18 protein-coding genes are annotated in these 16,420 nt (G+C 39.5%); 6 read left to right on the top strand and 12 right to left on the bottom strand.

Annotation, left to right across the window (positions count from 1 at the left end; translation table 11 throughout):
• Positions 1–11 precede the first annotated feature (11 nt).
• From guaA to B2O97_RS09025, 3 genes are read left to right on the top strand one after another with little or no spacing between them, the layout of a single operon-like run.
• Positions 12–1,562, top strand: coding sequence for a glutamine-hydrolyzing GMP synthase (gene guaA / locus B2O97_RS09035; RefSeq protein WP_046672899.1), 1,551 nt, complete (start codon positions 12–14; stop codon positions 1,560–1,562).
• Positions 1,519–2,802 (top strand): ABC transporter substrate-binding protein, encoded by a 1,284-nt coding sequence (locus tag B2O97_RS09030; protein WP_083295756.1) that lies wholly within the window; start codon positions 1,519–1,521, stop codon positions 2,800–2,802. Before guaA ends, B2O97_RS09030 begins: the two co-directional genes overlap by 44 nt.
• 7 nt (positions 2,803–2,809) lie before the next feature.
• Positions 2,810–3,985 carry an RsmB/NOP family class I SAM-dependent RNA methyltransferase gene (locus B2O97_RS09025; protein ID WP_286767288.1) on the top strand — a complete coding sequence of 392 codons (1,176 nt, stop codon included), beginning with the start codon at positions 2,810–2,812 and terminating at the stop codon, positions 3,983–3,985.
• A 77-nt stretch (positions 3,986–4,062) separates the two neighbouring features.
• Here the strand turns inward: B2O97_RS09025 and B2O97_RS09020 are convergent, their stop codons facing one another.
• Complete coding sequence (locus B2O97_RS09020) at positions 4,063–4,536, bottom strand: universal stress protein (RefSeq protein WP_046672897.1); 474 nt, start codon at positions 4,534–4,536, stop codon at positions 4,063–4,065.
• Between the two features lie 73 nt (positions 4,537–4,609).
• Between B2O97_RS09020 and B2O97_RS09015 the strand changes: the two genes are divergently transcribed.
• Positions 4,610–5,383, top strand: a complete 774-nt coding sequence (locus tag B2O97_RS09015; protein WP_070561122.1) for a C40 family peptidase — start codon at positions 4,610–4,612, stop codon at positions 5,381–5,383.
• A 66-nt stretch (positions 5,384–5,449) separates the two neighbouring features.
• On the opposite strand, the gene B2O97_RS09010 is transcribed toward B2O97_RS09015, so the two are convergent.
• The 6 genes from B2O97_RS09010 to B2O97_RS08985 form a co-directional block, all read right to left on the bottom strand.
• Positions 5,450–6,037 (bottom strand): porin family protein, encoded by a 588-nt coding sequence (locus B2O97_RS09010; protein WP_046672895.1) that lies wholly within the window; start codon positions 6,035–6,037, stop codon positions 5,450–5,452.
• A gap of 314 nt (positions 6,038–6,351) precedes the next feature.
• Positions 6,352–7,506: a molecular chaperone DnaJ gene (gene dnaJ, locus B2O97_RS09005; RefSeq protein ID WP_046672894.1), complete on the bottom strand. Its 1,155-nt coding sequence runs from the start codon at positions 7,504–7,506 to the stop codon at positions 6,352–6,354.
• A gap of 10 nt (positions 7,507–7,516) precedes the next feature.
• Positions 7,517–8,068: a nucleotide exchange factor GrpE gene (locus tag B2O97_RS09000; protein WP_112376358.1), complete on the bottom strand. Its 552-nt coding sequence runs from the start codon at positions 8,066–8,068 to the stop codon at positions 7,517–7,519.
• 151 nt (positions 8,069–8,219) lie between these two features.
• Positions 8,220–8,900: a cell division ATP-binding protein FtsE gene (locus B2O97_RS08995; protein WP_070561120.1), complete on the bottom strand. Its 681-nt coding sequence runs from the start codon at positions 8,898–8,900 to the stop codon at positions 8,220–8,222.
• Between the two features lie 5 nt (positions 8,901–8,905).
• Positions 8,906–9,109, bottom strand: coding sequence for a fructose-6-phosphate aldolase (locus tag B2O97_RS08990; protein WP_070561119.1), 204 nt, complete (start codon positions 9,107–9,109; stop codon positions 8,906–8,908).
• Positions 9,110–9,164: 55 nt separating this feature from the next.
• Positions 9,165–10,178, bottom strand: a complete 1,014-nt coding sequence (locus B2O97_RS08985; protein WP_286767287.1) for an acyl-CoA reductase — start codon at positions 10,176–10,178, stop codon at positions 9,165–9,167.
• Positions 10,179–10,334: 156 nt separating this feature from the next.
• On the opposite strand from B2O97_RS08985, the gene B2O97_RS08980 reads away from it, so the two are divergent.
• Complete coding sequence (locus B2O97_RS08980) at positions 10,335–10,685, top strand: 4Fe-4S dicluster domain-containing protein (RefSeq protein WP_046672889.1); 351 nt, start codon at positions 10,335–10,337, stop codon at positions 10,683–10,685.
• 175 nt (positions 10,686–10,860) lie between these two features.
• Entirely contained in the window at positions 10,861–12,297 is a 1,437-nt protein-coding gene (locus B2O97_RS08975) for a dicarboxylate/amino acid:cation symporter (protein ID WP_070561117.1), read from the top strand.
• A 203-nt stretch (positions 12,298–12,500) separates the two neighbouring features.
• On the opposite strand, the gene B2O97_RS08970 is transcribed toward B2O97_RS08975, so the two are convergent.
• From B2O97_RS08970 to B2O97_RS08950, 5 genes are all read right to left on the bottom strand, one after another.
• Positions 12,501–12,920, bottom strand: coding sequence for a YchJ family protein (locus B2O97_RS08970; RefSeq protein ID WP_070561116.1), 420 nt, complete (start codon positions 12,918–12,920; stop codon positions 12,501–12,503).
• Complete coding sequence (metQ, locus tag B2O97_RS08965; protein ID WP_070561115.1) at positions 12,898–13,710, bottom strand: methionine ABC transporter substrate-binding lipoprotein MetQ; 813 nt, start codon at positions 13,708–13,710, stop codon at positions 12,898–12,900. Before metQ ends, B2O97_RS08970 begins: the two co-directional genes overlap by 23 nt.
• Positions 13,711–13,725: 15 nt before the next feature.
• Positions 13,726–14,379: a methionine ABC transporter permease MetI gene (gene metI / locus B2O97_RS08960; RefSeq protein ID WP_286767286.1), complete on the bottom strand. Its 654-nt coding sequence runs from the start codon at positions 14,377–14,379 to the stop codon at positions 13,726–13,728.
• Entirely contained in the window at positions 14,372–15,391 is a 1,020-nt protein-coding gene (locus B2O97_RS08955; RefSeq protein ID WP_112376361.1) for a methionine ABC transporter ATP-binding protein, read from the bottom strand. The genes metI and B2O97_RS08955 overlap by 8 nt, the downstream gene beginning before the upstream one ends.
• Before the next feature lie 149 nt (positions 15,392–15,540).
• Complete coding sequence (locus B2O97_RS08950) at positions 15,541–16,401, bottom strand: fumarylacetoacetate hydrolase family protein (RefSeq protein ID WP_201639160.1); 861 nt, start codon at positions 16,399–16,401, stop codon at positions 15,541–15,543.
• Between the last annotated feature and the right edge of the window lie 19 nt (positions 16,402–16,420).

Raw genomic sequence — 16,420 nt, 5'->3', positions numbered from 1 at the left:
ACCTTTGCAGCATGCCAGAAAAAATTATAATTCTAGACTTCGGGTCTCAATACACACAGTTAATCGCTAGACGTGTCAGAGAACTAAATGTGTATTGTGAGATACACCCGTTCAATAAATTGCCAGATTTTGACGATACCGTAAAAGGTGTTATCTTTTCGGGAAGTCCTTATTCTGTTAGACAAGAAGACGCACCGCAAATTGATTTTGTTGCTATTCAGGATCGTTTCCCACTTTTAGGAGTTTGTTACGGAGCGCAATACATTGCTCAAAAATCAGGAGGTGAAGTGTTGCCATCTGAAATTCGTGAATATGGTCGTGCAAATCTGCAGTTTGTCAATAGCGAGAATGAATTATTGGCAGGAGTACCCATTCAATCGCAGGTATGGATGTCACATGGAGACACCATCAAAGAAGTTCCTGCAAATTTTGATATTATTGCAAGTACGGATAAAGTGCGCGTTGCAGCTTATCAAGTAAAAGGCACCCGTACCTATGGTATACAATTCCATCCGGAAGTAACACACAGTACAGATGGTGCTATCTTATTAAAAAACTTTGTTGTAAACATTTGTGGTTGTGCACAGGATTGGACACCAGACGCATTTGTTGAAACAACAGTATCCGCTTTGAAAGAACAATTGGGTGACGATCACGTTATCATGGCTTTGTCAGGGGGCGTAGATTCGACAGTAGCAGCGGTATTGTTGCACCAAGCAATTGGAAAAAATTTACATTGTATTTTCGTAGATCATGGTCTGCTTCGTAAAGATGAATACGAGCAGGTATTGGATTCTTACAAAAATATGGGGTTAAATATTAAAGGAATAAATGCCAAAGATTTATTTTATGGTAGATTAGCTGGGATCTCTGAACCAGAAGAGAAACGCAAAATCATTGGTAATTCATTTATTGATGTTTTTGATGAAGCTGCAAAAGAAATCCAAAAGGAATTACCTGAGGGAATTGAAGCGAAATGGTTGGGACAAGGCACAATTTACCCCGATATTATCGAGTCGGTTTCAGTGAAAGGACCTTCAGCAACAATCAAATCACACCATAACGTTGGTGGTTTACCTGATTTTATGAAATTGAAAGTCGTAGAACCACTTAAAACGTTGTTTAAAGATGAAGTAAGAAGAGTAGGAAAAGCTTTAGAAGTGGATCAGGCAATTTTAGGCAGACATCCCTTCCCTGGACCAGGTTTGGCAATTCGTATTTTAGGTGATATTACGCCTGAGCGTGTACGTATTGTACAAGAGGCTGATGCGATCTTTATCAATAACCTGAAGGAAGCTGGCTGGTACGATAAAGTATGGCAAGCTGGTACAATTTTCTTGCCAGTGCGTTCTGTAGGCGTGATGGGTGACGAGCGTACTTACGAGCATGTTGTTAGCTTACGTGCAGTTGGTTCTCTTGATGGAATGACTGCGGATTGGATACATTTACCATATGACCTGTTGGCAAAAATTTCAAATGAAATTATCAACCATGTGAAAGGAATAAACAGAGTTGTATATGATATCAGTTCAAAACCGCCCGCTACAATTGAGTGGGAATAAAATATGGGTTGCGGCACTTGTAGCATTATGCCTTGCAAGCTGTACAACCAAAAAAAGCACAGTATTGCGTTCGCCTTCCTCTGGTCAAGGCGAACAGCAAACTGCTGTGACTAAACCGGCCGTTGACAAAGAGACGACGATTGCCAAAGTGGGCGATGTGCAAAATGTCAATGGGCACGCCGTGAAGAATAATCGAATAGCACTACTATTGCCATTTGAGTTAAGTGGTATTGCCGGTACAATTACAAAAGAAGATGTGGAGCGTTCTTCCCTGGCACTTGATTTTTATCAGGGGTTTCAGTTGGGCCTTGACAAAATTGCCAAAGAGGGCGCTTTATTTGATTTACAAGTAATTGATTCTCGAGACAATGTTGCCTATAATGCGACCTTGGGGACAGCGGTCAATGTGAAGGATGCCGTACTTGTGGTGGGCCCAGTGTATCCACGTGAGATAAAAAGCTTTGGGCAAACATTTGCAAATAAGAATGTGCTGCAAGTTTCTCCCTTGGCGGCCACTATGGCTTCTGAATTTAGCTTACCTAATTTGGTTTCCATAACACCTTCTATTCGAACACATTCCGAGACATTGGCGAAATATGTTGCTGATCAATACTATACGGGTGATCAAATATTAGTATACGATGCCGGTGACGATGAAAGCAAACAGTTTCTAGTTAATTTTGTTAGCGAAATTTCAAAAGCCAATGCACAGGCAAAAGTGAAAACGGTTTATAATCTTGCTGAACTGGATAATAGTCTTGTCTTGACCGGTTCAAATCATATTGTAAGTGGTACAGCCAATAAGAATCTTGTTAAAGCTTTATTGGATAAGATGGACGAACGCTTTTTGAATCCAGGTAATCAATTTAAGTTGTATGGACATCCAAACATGGCTAAGCTTTCGTATGAGAATTTCGAAAATATGGATTTTTATGGACTTACTATTACTTCTTCCAACTTGGTGAATGAGAGTGATAGTGATACCCGTAAATTTATTGGAAATTATAAATCGGCTTATAAAGTGGACCCGTCTGAATTTTCTTATAAAGGTTATGACGCGGCGTTGTATTTCGGTCGATTGATCCACAAATATGGCGTAGATTATGTTAGCCGAATGACGCAGGATAAGTTTTCGGGATTGAATAGCGATTACAAATTTGAATTTTATCCAAAATGGGGCTATGCCAATAGAGCTTTGGGTATGATGGTTTATCACAACAAAAAATTTGAAAGAAAATAATCTTTGAATGGCGGAATTCAGTGAAAGACGTGTTCATCAGCAAATACGTAATTTTGAGCGGGCAATGGATGGTTTTGAAGCGGATCAACCCTTTTCGCGTTATTTGACTACTTTTTTTAAGCTGAATAAGCAAATGGGATCATCCGATCGCAAGGCTACTTCCCGTTTATGTTATAATTATTTTCGTCTGGGAACGGCAGCTTCGCAGCTGTCACAACAGCGTAGATTGGTGCTTGCGGAATTCCTGTGTGAACACGAAAGCCCCTTGGTGGCTCTTTTTGAGCCTTCGTACAGCGATAAGATCCATCTACCACTGAAGGACAAAATTGCATTTCTGGAATCAGAAGGCGTTTTTAACCTGAATGACCTCTTTCCATTTACGGATCATATTTCTGATGAGATCGACATGGTACAATTTTTAGAGAGCCAGTTGATACAGCCTTATTTATATATTCGGGTGAAACGCGGAAAGACAAAAGTCGTGTGTGCTATTTTGGATAACAATCAGATTCCTTATTCCATGATTGGCGATCAGACTATTGCCTTGAATAATGGAACATCCTTGCAGCGATTTGATACGCTGGATGGAATGATAGAAGTGCAGGATCTTTCTTCACAGCGCACGTTGGATTATATGGATCCAGCTGAAAAGGAATCCTGGTGGGATGCGTGCGCAGCTTCAGGTGGCAAATCTCTCTTATTGATGGACGCTTGTCCGACTGTCAATCTTTTGGTATCCGATGTTCGCATGAGTATTCTCCGAAATCTCGATGAACGTTTTGACCGTGCTGGAATCAAGCATTACCGAAAAAAAATACTTGATCTTACTAAGGATACCTTTGCGCTTCTTGGGAGCGAAAGATTTGATGGGGTGTTATTGGATGCGCCTTGTACAGGATCGGGGACTTGGGGGCGTACACCAGAAATGATTAGACAGTTTCGGGCTGCTAAGATTGGCGAATTCAATGCACTACAAAAAAATATTGCAAGTAATGTAGTAGGACATGTTAAAGTGGGCAAGCCTTTGATTTATATATCCTGCTCCATTTTTAAAGCGGAAAATGAAGATGTTGTCAATTACATTGTGGATAATTTTGGTTTTGAAATCGAACGCATGGACTATTTGAAAGGTTATGAAGAGAAAGCGGATAGTATGTTTGTGGCGCGATTGATTAAAAGGTAATTTTCAGAAGCAATAAAAGCAAAAGGCTATTTTTTCATTGGAAAAAATAGCCTTTTATATGTAGAAATCATTTAGTATCAGTCACATTTACTGGGAATAACGAGCACAGGGCAAGTTGATTTGCGAATGACTGACTCGGATACGGAACCAGAAATGAAATGGTCAAAGCCAGTCCGTCCATTGGTCCCCATAATAATAAGATCGGCGGACCACTCGTGGGATGCCGCCAGAATTTCTTCTTTAATGGATCCGATTCGATTAAAAAGATAAACTTCGCCTGCACCTGTAAACTCGCGGCTTATTTTCTCAAGGTATTTTTGTGCATTATCCTGTTCCATTTCCGATACTTCCGGAACAATGATAGGTTGCTGACCTAATAGTGGATCCGCGCCAAAGTTGGCCGGAGAAGTAGGGGGAACAACAGTGACAAGCGCTATGGAGGCTCCAAATACTGCGGCCATTTCTTTGGCATATAGTATCGCCTTCTCTGAGCATGGTTCGTCGTCGACAGCGACGAGTATCCTTTTGAATTTTGAGTTTGTATTGTCCATTTCTACTATAATTAATTTATCTTCGTCATATAATATATAATCACATTTTTGACGATTTTGTTTTGTTTAGCACATGAAATATGGTATTTGTACACTAGCTCTCGTTCCGTTACGTTCAGAACAGGCACACCGCAGTGAAATGGTTTCTCAGGTATTGTTTGGGGAACTTTTTGAGATCCTTGATGAACAGGCCGATTGGACCTCAATACGTCTATTGGAAACGGACTATTTGGGTTGGATTCAAAACGGACAGTTTCAGGAACTAAACGACTTGGATAGGCAACATTATCTGAGTGGAAAACCTACTATCGTTGGACGGGAGGGTGGAGTTCTTTTTACCGATACAACACAATTTCAGCTCTGTCATGGTACCAAGCTTTATCTAAATACAGGGAATACCGTCAATTTATCGCCATTGACATTAACGTATCAAGGTAGTATCAATACCTTTACCAGAGAGCAATTTGAAACCGAGGTGGTGCGATTGGCCTTAAGTTATAATGACGTTCCTTATCTATGGGGTGGACGTTCACAATGGGGAATTGATTGCTCCGGTTTCTCCCAATTGATTTATCGTTGCTTTGACCTTTCCTTACCTCGCGATGCTTACCAGCAGGCGGAGATGGGGCAGACAGTGGATTTTGTTTCGGAAATACGGGTAGGGGATTTGGCTTTTTTCGATAACGCCGAAGGAAGGATTACCCATGTAGGGATTATGCTGGATCGCGATACGATTATCCACGCTTCAGCGAAAGTGCGTGTCGATCGGATGGATGCGGAGGGCATTTTTAATACTGAACAGAACCGTTACACACACAAACTCCGGATTGTTAAACGGTATACATGATCGCGAAGGACATAAAAAAAGGCTATAAGTAATTATAGCCTTTCCTATTGTTAAATTCCGTACTGACTAGAAGTGGAATTGTACACCTAAAGTTGGCGCTAATGAGTTAACATTCAGACCAAATGTATTTACTGCAACGTCATTCGTTTTATCTTTATTGTAGTTGTAATATAAACCTCTGACTTTTAGTTCGATACCGATTTTGCTTGTCGGGAAGTAAGCTAAACCTGGTGCTAGTTCCACACCATATGATTCGAATTTATTTTTTGTCTCTACGTTATTTACTTCAGTTGTGGTTGTACCCCACGCCATTGGAACTGACAATTGAGCAAAGAATCTTACAGGGCCATTTGCAGAATACTTTCTAGCGAAAGGTGATACCTGAAAAGCATCGTTTTTAACGCTATTATCTTTACTTGTTTCAGTTTTTCCCCAGTTGTAACCAATTCCAGTACCAATTGCCAAGTTGTCGCTTACAAAGTAACCAACTGTTGGGTTGATTGAGAATGAATTATTTTTATGATCAGTATCTTTCACTTTTGATGTTTCGAAGCCAAGTTGACCACCAACCATAATTTTTCCTTGTTCAGTTTGCGCTTGTGCTGCTATTGTTAAACCTGCAATGGCAGTCAATGTTAGTAAAACTTTTTTCATGTCTTTTTTATTTAAAATAGTTTGTTCTAATAAGCCAGTAAATACTTCCTGACTTTTTAAATTTGTTAGTCAAATATCGAAATCTTATTTTAATTTTTTGTCACTAGATTGTCTAGATGTTTTGCCATTATGGTAATTGATAGTAGTTCAGTGCGTTAAAATTTAGTGTATTTTTATTTTTATCGTTTCTATTTAACGATAATTATATTGGCCTGACTTTTTGCTTTTAAATGTCAATTTCAAGTAAGAAGATAAAAAAAAGCCATTTGTCAACAGCGGACAAATGGCTTTTTTTTGTATTTGAAAGACCGATTTTAATCGAAATATTCTTTGATTCGCTCGAAGAATGATTTTTCACTTTTACCTGGTTGAGGTTTAAAGTTTGGTGATTCTTTCAGTTTGTTCAATAATTCTTTTTCTTCGTTAGACACAGCTTTTGGTGTCCAGATATTAACGTATACAAGTTGGTCCCCTTTGTGATAAGAGTTGACTTCGGGAATACCTTTTCCTTTTAACCGTAAAATTTTACCGCCTTGTGTACCGGGCTCAATTTTGATCTTCGCTTTTCCATCTATTGTAGGAACTTCCACGCTAGTGCCTAAGGTCGCATCTACGAAATTAATGTATAGATCATAGATTACATTTAGTCCGTCGCGTTTTAGACTTTCGTGTGGTACTTCTTCGATCAGGATAATTAAATCTCCTGGGACGCCGCCACGCGGAGCAGCATTTCCTTTTCCACTCATGGAAAGTTGCATGCCTTCACTTACACCCGCAGGAATATTGATCGCAATTGTTTCCTCACCGCGTTCGAGTCCTTCACCTCTACAAGTTGTACATTTTGCTGTGATTTCAACACCTTCACCATTACACGTAGGGCAAGTGCTTGTTGTTTGCATTTGTCCTAAGATGGTATTTGTTACTCTTCGAACTGATCCTGATCCGCCACAGGTTTTACAGGTATGGAACGAAGATTTGTCTTTAGCACCAGATCCGTCACAAGAATGACAGACCACTTGTTTGTTGACCTTTACCTTTTTCTCGACGCCTTTGGCAATTTCTTCGAGTGTTAATTTAACTTTTATGCGTAAGTTGCTTCCGCGAGCTACCCGACGGCCGCCACGCTGGCCACCGCCACCGCCAAAGAAACTTTCAAATGGATGTCCTCCACCAAAGATATCACCAAATTGGCTGAATATGTCTTCCATATTCATACCGCCGCCACCGCCAAAACCACCACTAGCAGAATTACCGGCATGGCCAAATTGGTCATAACGTTGACGTTTTTGTGGATTGCTCAAGATATCGTATGCCTCAGCAGCTTCCTTAAACTGTTCTTCAGCTTCATGATCACCAGGATTTTTATCCGGATGGTATTTTATCGCTAATTTGCGATATGCTGATTTAATCTCCTTCTCGTCCGCTGATCGCGAGACACCAAGTATATCGTAATAATCTCTTTTTGACATCGTCTTAATATTATTGACCTATAACTACCTTTGCGTGACGGATCACCTTGTCACCTAAGTAGTACCCCTTTTCGATCACGTCAACTACTTTATTCTTTAATTCTGCTGTGGGTGCAGGAATTGCTGTGATAGCCTCTTGTAATTCAGGATCGAAGGCTTGGCCTATGGTATCCATTTCCTTTAACCCCAATTGTGACAATGTTTGTCTGAATTTGTTGTTAACAATATCCATTCCTGTTTTTACAGATTCAACATCTGTCGCTGTTTCCATGGCTGTTAACGCTCTGTCAAAATCATCTAGTGTAGGTAATAGCTTACTGATGACATCTTTTCCTGCTGATTGAATCAATTCAACACGTTCTTTGCTTGTACGTTTTCTATAATTGTCAAATTCAGCAGAAAGACGAATGTATTTATCCTTTGCCTCTGCCAATTCTGCAGCCAATTTCTCTTCAGTAGACAGTTCTTCCGCTATATTATCAGCAGGCTGTTCCTGTTGTTCAGAAGAATTTGTTTCTACTGGATCTTGACCTTCATCGTAATAATTATCTTGCTCATTCATATCTTCAATGCTAAAATTAGATTCAAAAATTTACTCTATGCTTCGTTTGTCAAAGTTTTTGCCAAACAATAAAATTCCGACAGCTTGTCAGATTTTATTAAAAAAGCCTAACAATTTGTCGGAATCTTATTTTTATATGTCAGTTTTCTGTCTAGATACTGACATTGTCCTGTAATACCCCATCAGTAGTTTTGATGATGCGGGATGGCATATTACGGATAATGGTATAATCGTGTGTTGCCATTAAAATAGCCGTTCCGGAATTGGCAATGTCACGCAATAATAAGACGATTTCTTCTGATGTCGCAGGATCTAAGTTACCGGTCGGCTCATCTGCCAGAATAATTTCAGGATTATTTAGTAATGCGCGGGCAATTACAATGCGTTGTTGCTCACCACCAGAAAGCTCATGTGGCATTTTCTTAAGTTTGGAACGAAGCCCAACTTTTTCCAATACATCCAATATCCGGCTATCGATCATTTTCTTATCTTTCCAGCCTGTTGCTTTCAGTGCAAATTCGAGGTTTTTCTCGATGCTTCTATCGGATAAAAGATGGAAGTCCTGGAATACAATACCCAATTTTCTACGCAGGTAGGGAACATCATTTTCGTGCAGCTTTTTAAGATCAAAGCCCGCAATCATTCCCTCACCATTGCCGATGTATAAATCGCCGTAAATGATTTTTAGTAAACTACTTTTTCCACTGCCGGACTGGCCGATAAGATAAATAAACTCTCCTTTACCAATGTTTAAATTGACATTGGACAATACCAAATGTTTTTGTTGGAAGATATCAACGTTTTTTAATGTAATGACTTTATTTTCAATCATGGAAGCTAAAATTCTAATTTTTTAATTTGCCCAAAAGGCATTTCTTTAACCAGTTGCATGATATATTCTGCCTTTTCTCCTAATCCAATCTTATCAAGTGATTTATCTGGGCGGTCGACTCTAAAATATGCCAGCAAGGTGAAGGCATCATCTCTTAATTGAACATAATCAGGGATTTTGGCGACACCTTTTACTTTAATGATATACATAATTTCAAAGTTAGTATTTTTAATGCAATTTATTTACTATGAATTTAAAGGAAGCTTATTGGTTTGCGAATAAAAAATCCAATGTATTCACGCCGTCAGCAAAATCATCCAAAGCAGGGCATTGGCTCTCTCCAAAACGAAATACTGGCGAGGGCACATTTAAAGCTATTTCTGATACAACACATTGGATATTTTCTTGCGCTAATTGGAGTTTATTTTCAACTTCAGCCAGTGTTTCGTATGTTTCATAATAAACTACAGCAAGGGGAGAAGCTGTGCGCTCATCCTCCTTTAGCAATAAAAATCCATTATCAAAATGCTTGTCGCCGTTGATCAGATAAATGGATTTGTTGTAGTCGTAATTGTTATTATATTTAAAATGTTCCGTCACGTTGTTAAACGCAGCGATACCTTCGAAGAAGTGTGCTATTGGATAATCTTTTGGAATGAATAACTTTGATACAGAGCGACAGCCTAACCCAAAATAATCAAAGATGTCATGTCCCAGTGATTCAAGCTGGTCGGGAGATTCTTGTCCACCGATGATGGCAACACTATTTCTATTGCGACGAATAATATGTGGTTTGGTTCCAAAATAATAGTCAAAATAACGCGAGCTATTGTTGGAACCTGTTGCTATAACCAGATCGAAATCTTTTAGTTTGTCAACAATTTCAAAGGCATCGGTAAAGGACGGGGCAATTTGTTTAAGGAGGCGGAGCACATAACTTGTCAATCCTGCGTCGTCCGATGAGACTTTGATTTTGGCTCTAAAGCCACTGATCAGTACCGATAGCATATCATGGAAGCCAACCAAGGGGATGTTGCCGGCCAGAATTAATCCTACAATTTTCGTTGAATTTAGATCTGGATAAGGAGCCAACCAGTGATTCAGCTTTTCTATTGTCAAATTGGCAGCAATGGCTTGAATGGCACGTTCAACATTTTGAGGCGTATACCAGGGGTTTTTATGTTGGGCGAATTGAATGATTTGAATCAAATCATCAGGTCGCTCTTGCAGCCGCTCGCCTAATTTTACAAATGCATTTATTCGTTGTTGCTTTGTCAAAATATTAAAATTTTAAAAGATGAATACACAAATTTGTATTATATTTGTGCTGTTAACATTAATCAACGTGAATCAACTAGCCTTATTGTTCAATCAGACTTTGTTTCATATTGATAATGCAAAAATAGTTTATTTATCATAATTGTGAGGTTATAAATGGCGATTAAAATTACAGACGAATGCATTAACTGTGGTGCTTGCGAACCGGAATGCCCAAATAATGCAATATACGATGCTGGTGTAACTTGGAAATTCTCAGATGGGACGGCTTTGGATGGGGTTATTGATTTTGGCGATGGTGTTACACTGGATGCCAACGAGTCTCAAGAAGCGATCTCTAATGAAGTCTATTATATTGTTTCAGATAAATGTACGGAATGTGTAGGTTTCCACGATGAGCCTCAATGTGCAGCGGTTTGCCCTGTAGATTGTTGTGTGGATGACGAAGATGTACGTGAATCGAACGATGAGCTATTAGCGAAAAAAGCTTGGTTACACGCGGAATAAATTTAGTGTTCCGTTAAAATATAAGGCAGGATAAGAAATTTTCCTGCCTTTTTTGTGCCTTTCTATTTTGGCGAAATCGATATTTTGTTGTGAATCTTGGCTATTTGGAATAATAATATTTGCAAAAGCATAGTATTTTTTTATTTTTGTTCTTTTGACCATTAAAATCTTTTAAATGTTAAAAACCAAAATAGGGTTGATAACCCTAATCACAGTTACATTAGCTTGTATCATTGCTGTATTATACGAATTTGATGTTGTAGGCTTTTCGCATGAATTTCTAATGGCTGTCCGTTGGATAGTTGCTACCGTTTTGGTTGTAAATGCGCTCTTTAAGAAAAATTTGACCACTTGGATTTTGACCTGTATGATTATGGGGATATTTGTCGGGTTGGATTTTCCAAATCTAGCGATTTCCCTGCAACCTTTGAGTAAAGGTTTTATCAAGTTAGTCAAGACGATTGTGGGACCGATTCTCTTTGCTACGCTTGTATATGGAATTGCAGGGCATTCTGATTTGAAACAGGTGGGACGTATGGCATGGAAATCGATGCTTTATTTCTTTTGCGCAACGACATGTGCTATTTTTATTGGTTTAGGTGCTATAAACCTGACTCGAGCAGGAGTGGGCGTTGATGTTGCACATATGCCACATGAAGAACTCCCTGCGCCGAAGGAAAGTATGGATGAGCATATCCTCAAAACCCTTCCGGACCATGTGCATCCTGTATACAAGTTCACTTCTTTTATACGCGACTTGTTTCCTGAAAATATTGTCAAATCTGTAGCGGATAACCAAGTTTTACAGATTGTTGTATTTTCAATTTTGTTCGGGATTGGCCTGGCAATGGTCGATGAGAAAAAGCGTAAACCCTTGGTTGATTTTACCGAGAGTATGTCTGAAACGATGTTTAAGTTTACGAACATGATTATGTACTTTGCGCCTATCGGGGTTGGTGCTGCCATGGCCTATACTGTGGGGCATCTCGGTGTCGATATCCTTAAGAATCTTTTCATGCTTTTAGCGACGCTGTATTTTGCTTTAGTATGCTTTTTATGCTTGGTATTGCTTCCTGTAGCTTTGTATTTAAAGATACCTGTGAAACGTTTTATAAATGCGATTAAGGAACCTGTTTCCATTGCATTTGCCACTACAAGTTCAGATGCGGCATTACCGAAAGCAATGAGCGCAATGGAGAAATTTGGTGTGCCACGTAAGATTGTTTCGTTTGTCATTCCGACAGGATATAGTTTTAACTTGGATGGTACTTCACTCTATTTATCATTGGCTGCCATCTTTGTCGCTCAGGCGGCTGGTATCCATTTGTCGTTTGGACATCAATTGATGATTGCATTTACATTGATGATTACCTCCAAAGGTGTTGCTGCTGTCCCAAGAGCTTCATTAATTATTTTGATTGCGACAGCGGATCAGTTTGGTTTACCAACATTTGTCATTGCTGCCATTTTAGGTATCGATGAACTCATGGATATGGCGCGTACCTCTGTAAATGTGATCGGAAATTGTTTGGCAACCGTTGTTGTTGCTAAATGGGAGGGTGAGTTTGATGAAGAAGCTCCTTATCGCGAAGATACTGAACAGGCGATCTAATAGAAATAACTAACGAATATTCGTTGCAGAAAAGCAGTCTTGACATCCCCGTTGAGACTGCTTTTTTATGAGCAAAAATAAGGACTTAGTTGAAACCACATTTTATTTCATAGAAGAGAATTTTTATGGAACGGAAAGCTGCTTGCAAGCTGTTGTTGATAGTCTGGTATGCTTTCCAATGGCTTGCAAGCAAACTATTTATATCAGCGCCCGTCAACGTAGTACCATAAATCACCTTGTTTTTTGAAGGTAGACTTTTCATGGTGAATATGAACTTCCATCTGTGGATCCAGATAATGTGCTTCAAACTCGACCGTATGGAGTGTAGATTTCAGGATCGCGAGTTGCATCCATTTATTGTCCCGCGCCCATTGCCCAATGGCCTGTTTATTTTGGAACCGTCGTGTTGAGGGGTGAAATGTATCGTATAGGAAATCGATCTGTTGTGTCACAAAAGCACTATAACGTGCACGCATCAATGCCTCTGCTGTGGTTGCTTTGGCATGGAAACGATGAATTTGTTGGCAGCATTCTCCAAAGGTATTGCCAGAGCCACAGGGGCATAATTGATCTGATGCTATCACTTGTATTTTAAAAATTTTACCAGCCTTTAATGGCGCCATTCTTGAAGACTTTTTTTGCGGTAGCTTCCACTTCAGGTGACTGATACGCTTGAATAAACTGCTGCACCTTTTCATCGTTTTTATTATCCGAACGGGCAACAATCAGATTAACGTAAGGTGATTCTTTGTCTTCTGTGAATAAGCCTTGTTTTTCGGGATCCAACCCAGCCTGAGCGGCGAAACTATTGTTGATGATGGCAATTGTAACCTGAGGATCATCCAGAACGCGCGGCAACTGTGGTGCCTCCATCTCAATGATTTTAACCTGCTTAGGGTTGCTTACTATATCTGTTACTTTAGGCTGTATGCCTACATTTTCTTTTAAGCCGATAATGCCCTCGCGTTGGAGAAGTAAAAGTGAGCGGCCACCATTGGTAGGATCATTGGGGATGGCAATACTGGCGCCAGGCTGTAACTCGGTGATGCTTTTTATTTTTTTAGAATAGGCAACGATCGGAAATACAAATGTGTTTCCGACGATGGTTAACTTTGTAAAACCGCGTTGTTTGGATTGTTCCTGTAAATAAGGCTGATGCTGAAATACATTTACATCGATATCTCCTTGATTTAGGGCTTCATTGGGCACAACATAGTCGTTGAAAGCTACCAACTCCACATCAAGATTGAACTTTTCTTTTGCAACCTTCTTAGCCGTTTCTGCAAGCTCCTTTTCTGGTCCGGATACCACACCGACTTTAAGGGTATTCTCTTTCTTTTCGCTGTTGTTGCATGCCACAATCGATACGAGACTGAAGGCTAAGATCGCAAATGCATAGTTCAATTTTTTCATATGATATAATTTATGTTAACGATGGTTTACTTTTTTTGAGATGTAGTCTCCTGTATACTGTAACAGGAATACGATTAAAATTAATAAAATTAGAACAGAATTCATGATAAAAGTATCATATCCGACATAACCATACTGATAACCAATCTGTCCAAGTCCACCGGCACCTACAGCGCCACCCATCGCGGAGTATCCAACAAGTGTGATCAACGTAATTGTTGCATTGTTTACCAGCGAGGGGAGAGCCTCAGGAAGTAAAACTTTTAAAATTACCTGTTGGGCATTTGCTCCCATTGCTCTTGAGGCCTCAATCAGGCCATTTGGAATTTCTAGAAGACTATTTTCCACAAGTCTTGCAATAAAGGGAGCTGCACCTATACTCAAGGGAACCAATGCTGCGGCCATACCAATAGATGTTCCGACAAGGTTGCGTGTAAACGGAATCATCCATACGATAAGTATAATAAAGGGGATAGACCTAAACACATTCACTAGCAATGAAACAAGTTGGTGCATGGCTTTGTTTTCAAGCAGTTGATGTTTGCGGGTCAAGAACAGGTAAATCCCGAGTGGAAGACCCAGTACAAAACCAAAGAAACCTGATAAGAAAGTCATGGTTAGGGTTTCTAAAGTACCCGATAGCAGAAGATTAAATACCTGATCAGACATAGCCTAAGATTTTAGTTTGTGAATGCTTTTCTTTTAAGAAAGATAGACTATGCATAACATTTTCTTTTTCACCCGATAGTTCGGCTAATATAACACCAAATTTCATTTCGCCAATATAATCTATTTGAGCGGTGATGATATTTGTCTTGACTTGAAATTGTTGTTCCAAATGTTGTATAAATGGGATGGATTCTTCATTTGAAGTTAGATAGATTTCTACGAGTGGGTTTCCAGCGCTTTTCAAGCGTTCCTGAAAACTTAGTGGAATTTCAACTTCAAGTGAAGACTGAATAAAGTTTTTGGTTGTTGTTTCCTGAGGATTGGCGAATATTGATTCTACCGGACCAGTTTCAATCAATTTTCCGTGGTCTAATACGGCAACCTGATCGCAAATACTTTTTATGACATCCATCTCGTGAGTAATCAATAATATCGTAAGATCAAGCTGCTTATTGATTTTTTTTAGCAGTTTGAGGATAGATTTTGTGGTTGCTGGGTCTAAGGCACTTGTAGCCTCATCGCAAAGTAGAATGTAAGGATCATTGGCTAATGCACGCGCGATGGCAACGCGTTGTTTTTGGCCTCCTGAAAGATTTGCAGGGTACACGTCGGCTTTGTCTTCCAACCCAACCAAACGTAATAGCTCCAACACTTTTCCGCTGATAAATTCTTTAGATTTGCCCTCAAGTTCGAGCGGGAAGGATATGTTTCCATAAACTGTTCGTGATGATAGCAAATTGAAGTGTTGGAAAATCATACCAATTTTCCTTCTTTTTAACATAAGATCACTGGCAGGCAGCGACATCAAGTCGTTGTTTTCTATAATTACCTGACCACTGTCTGGCCTTTCCAAAAGGTTGACGCAACGAATCAAAGTACTTTTACCCGCTCCGGAAGCGCCTATTACACCAAAAATTTCACCTTTTGCAATAGACAGTGAGACGTCTTTTAAAGCATCAATACGTGTCGCTTTTACCGCAAAAGATTTGGATATGTTGTTTAGTTGAATCATTGACCCTGTAGGGATTTAGCAATTTTAGTTGGACAAATGGATGATGTTGATATAAATGTACACAAATGCCGGGGATAAAATAAAATCAAGTGAAAGAAAATGGGCTCTTTCAGACTGAAAAAGAATGAAAGAACCCAGATATCTATTTTTTATAAACCTTGATAAGCTGAAATCACTTGTTTTGCCGATCCAAGTCCATCAATACCATATTCGATGACATCGCCATCTTTCAGGAATCTTTGTGGAGATTTGCCCATGCCAGATCCTGCAGGCGATCCTGTGGAAATGATATCGCCAGGAAGTAAGCTCATAAAGTGACTTAAATAAGAGATCAATTTGGGCACACGATAGATAAAATCACTTGTATTGCCGTCTTGCATGATTTCACCATTAAGTTTAAGCCATATTCTTAAGTTATCGATATCTGTGATTTCATCTTTGGTTGCTATAAACGGACCAATAGGGGCGAACGTGTCACATCCTTTACCTTTGTCCCAGGTTCCGCCACGCTCGATTTGAAATTCACGCTCTGTCACATCGTTGTGTAGCACGTAGCCAAACACATGGTCCAAAGCTTCTTCTTCAGTAACATAAGAAGCTTTTTTTCCAATTACAATGGCAAATTCGGTTTCCCAATCAGATTTTACAGAGAACTTCGGAAGGGTAATTCCATCAAAAGGGCCATTGAATGCAGATACAGATTTCATAAATACAATAGGCTCGGAAGCTTGTTGTAATTTGGTCTCTTTGACGTGATCATCGAAATTAAGTCCTACACAAAGTATTTTGGAAGGAGCTTCCAATGGTGTACCAATACGCTCGTCGTCGGCTATCTCTTTAAGCTTGTCGCCTTTTTCAATTATATATGCTTGAAGTTTTTCCAAATTTGCAATATCCGCAAAGAAATCGCGGTTATATTGAAAATTTCCTTCCGAAACATCATATTTCTTTTCGTTTAAAATGACTCCCGCTTTTTCGGAGCCCTTTGCGCCATATCTAAAAATCTTCATAAGCCGCAAATATACGGAT

Source organism: Sphingobacterium sp. UBA865 (genome assembly GCF_002295765.1).
In the GTDB taxonomy this organism is placed as follows: domain Bacteria; phylum Bacteroidota; class Bacteroidia; order Sphingobacteriales; family Sphingobacteriaceae; genus Sphingobacterium; species Sphingobacterium multivorum.
This window is presented reverse-complemented; position numbering and strand designations above follow the sequence as displayed.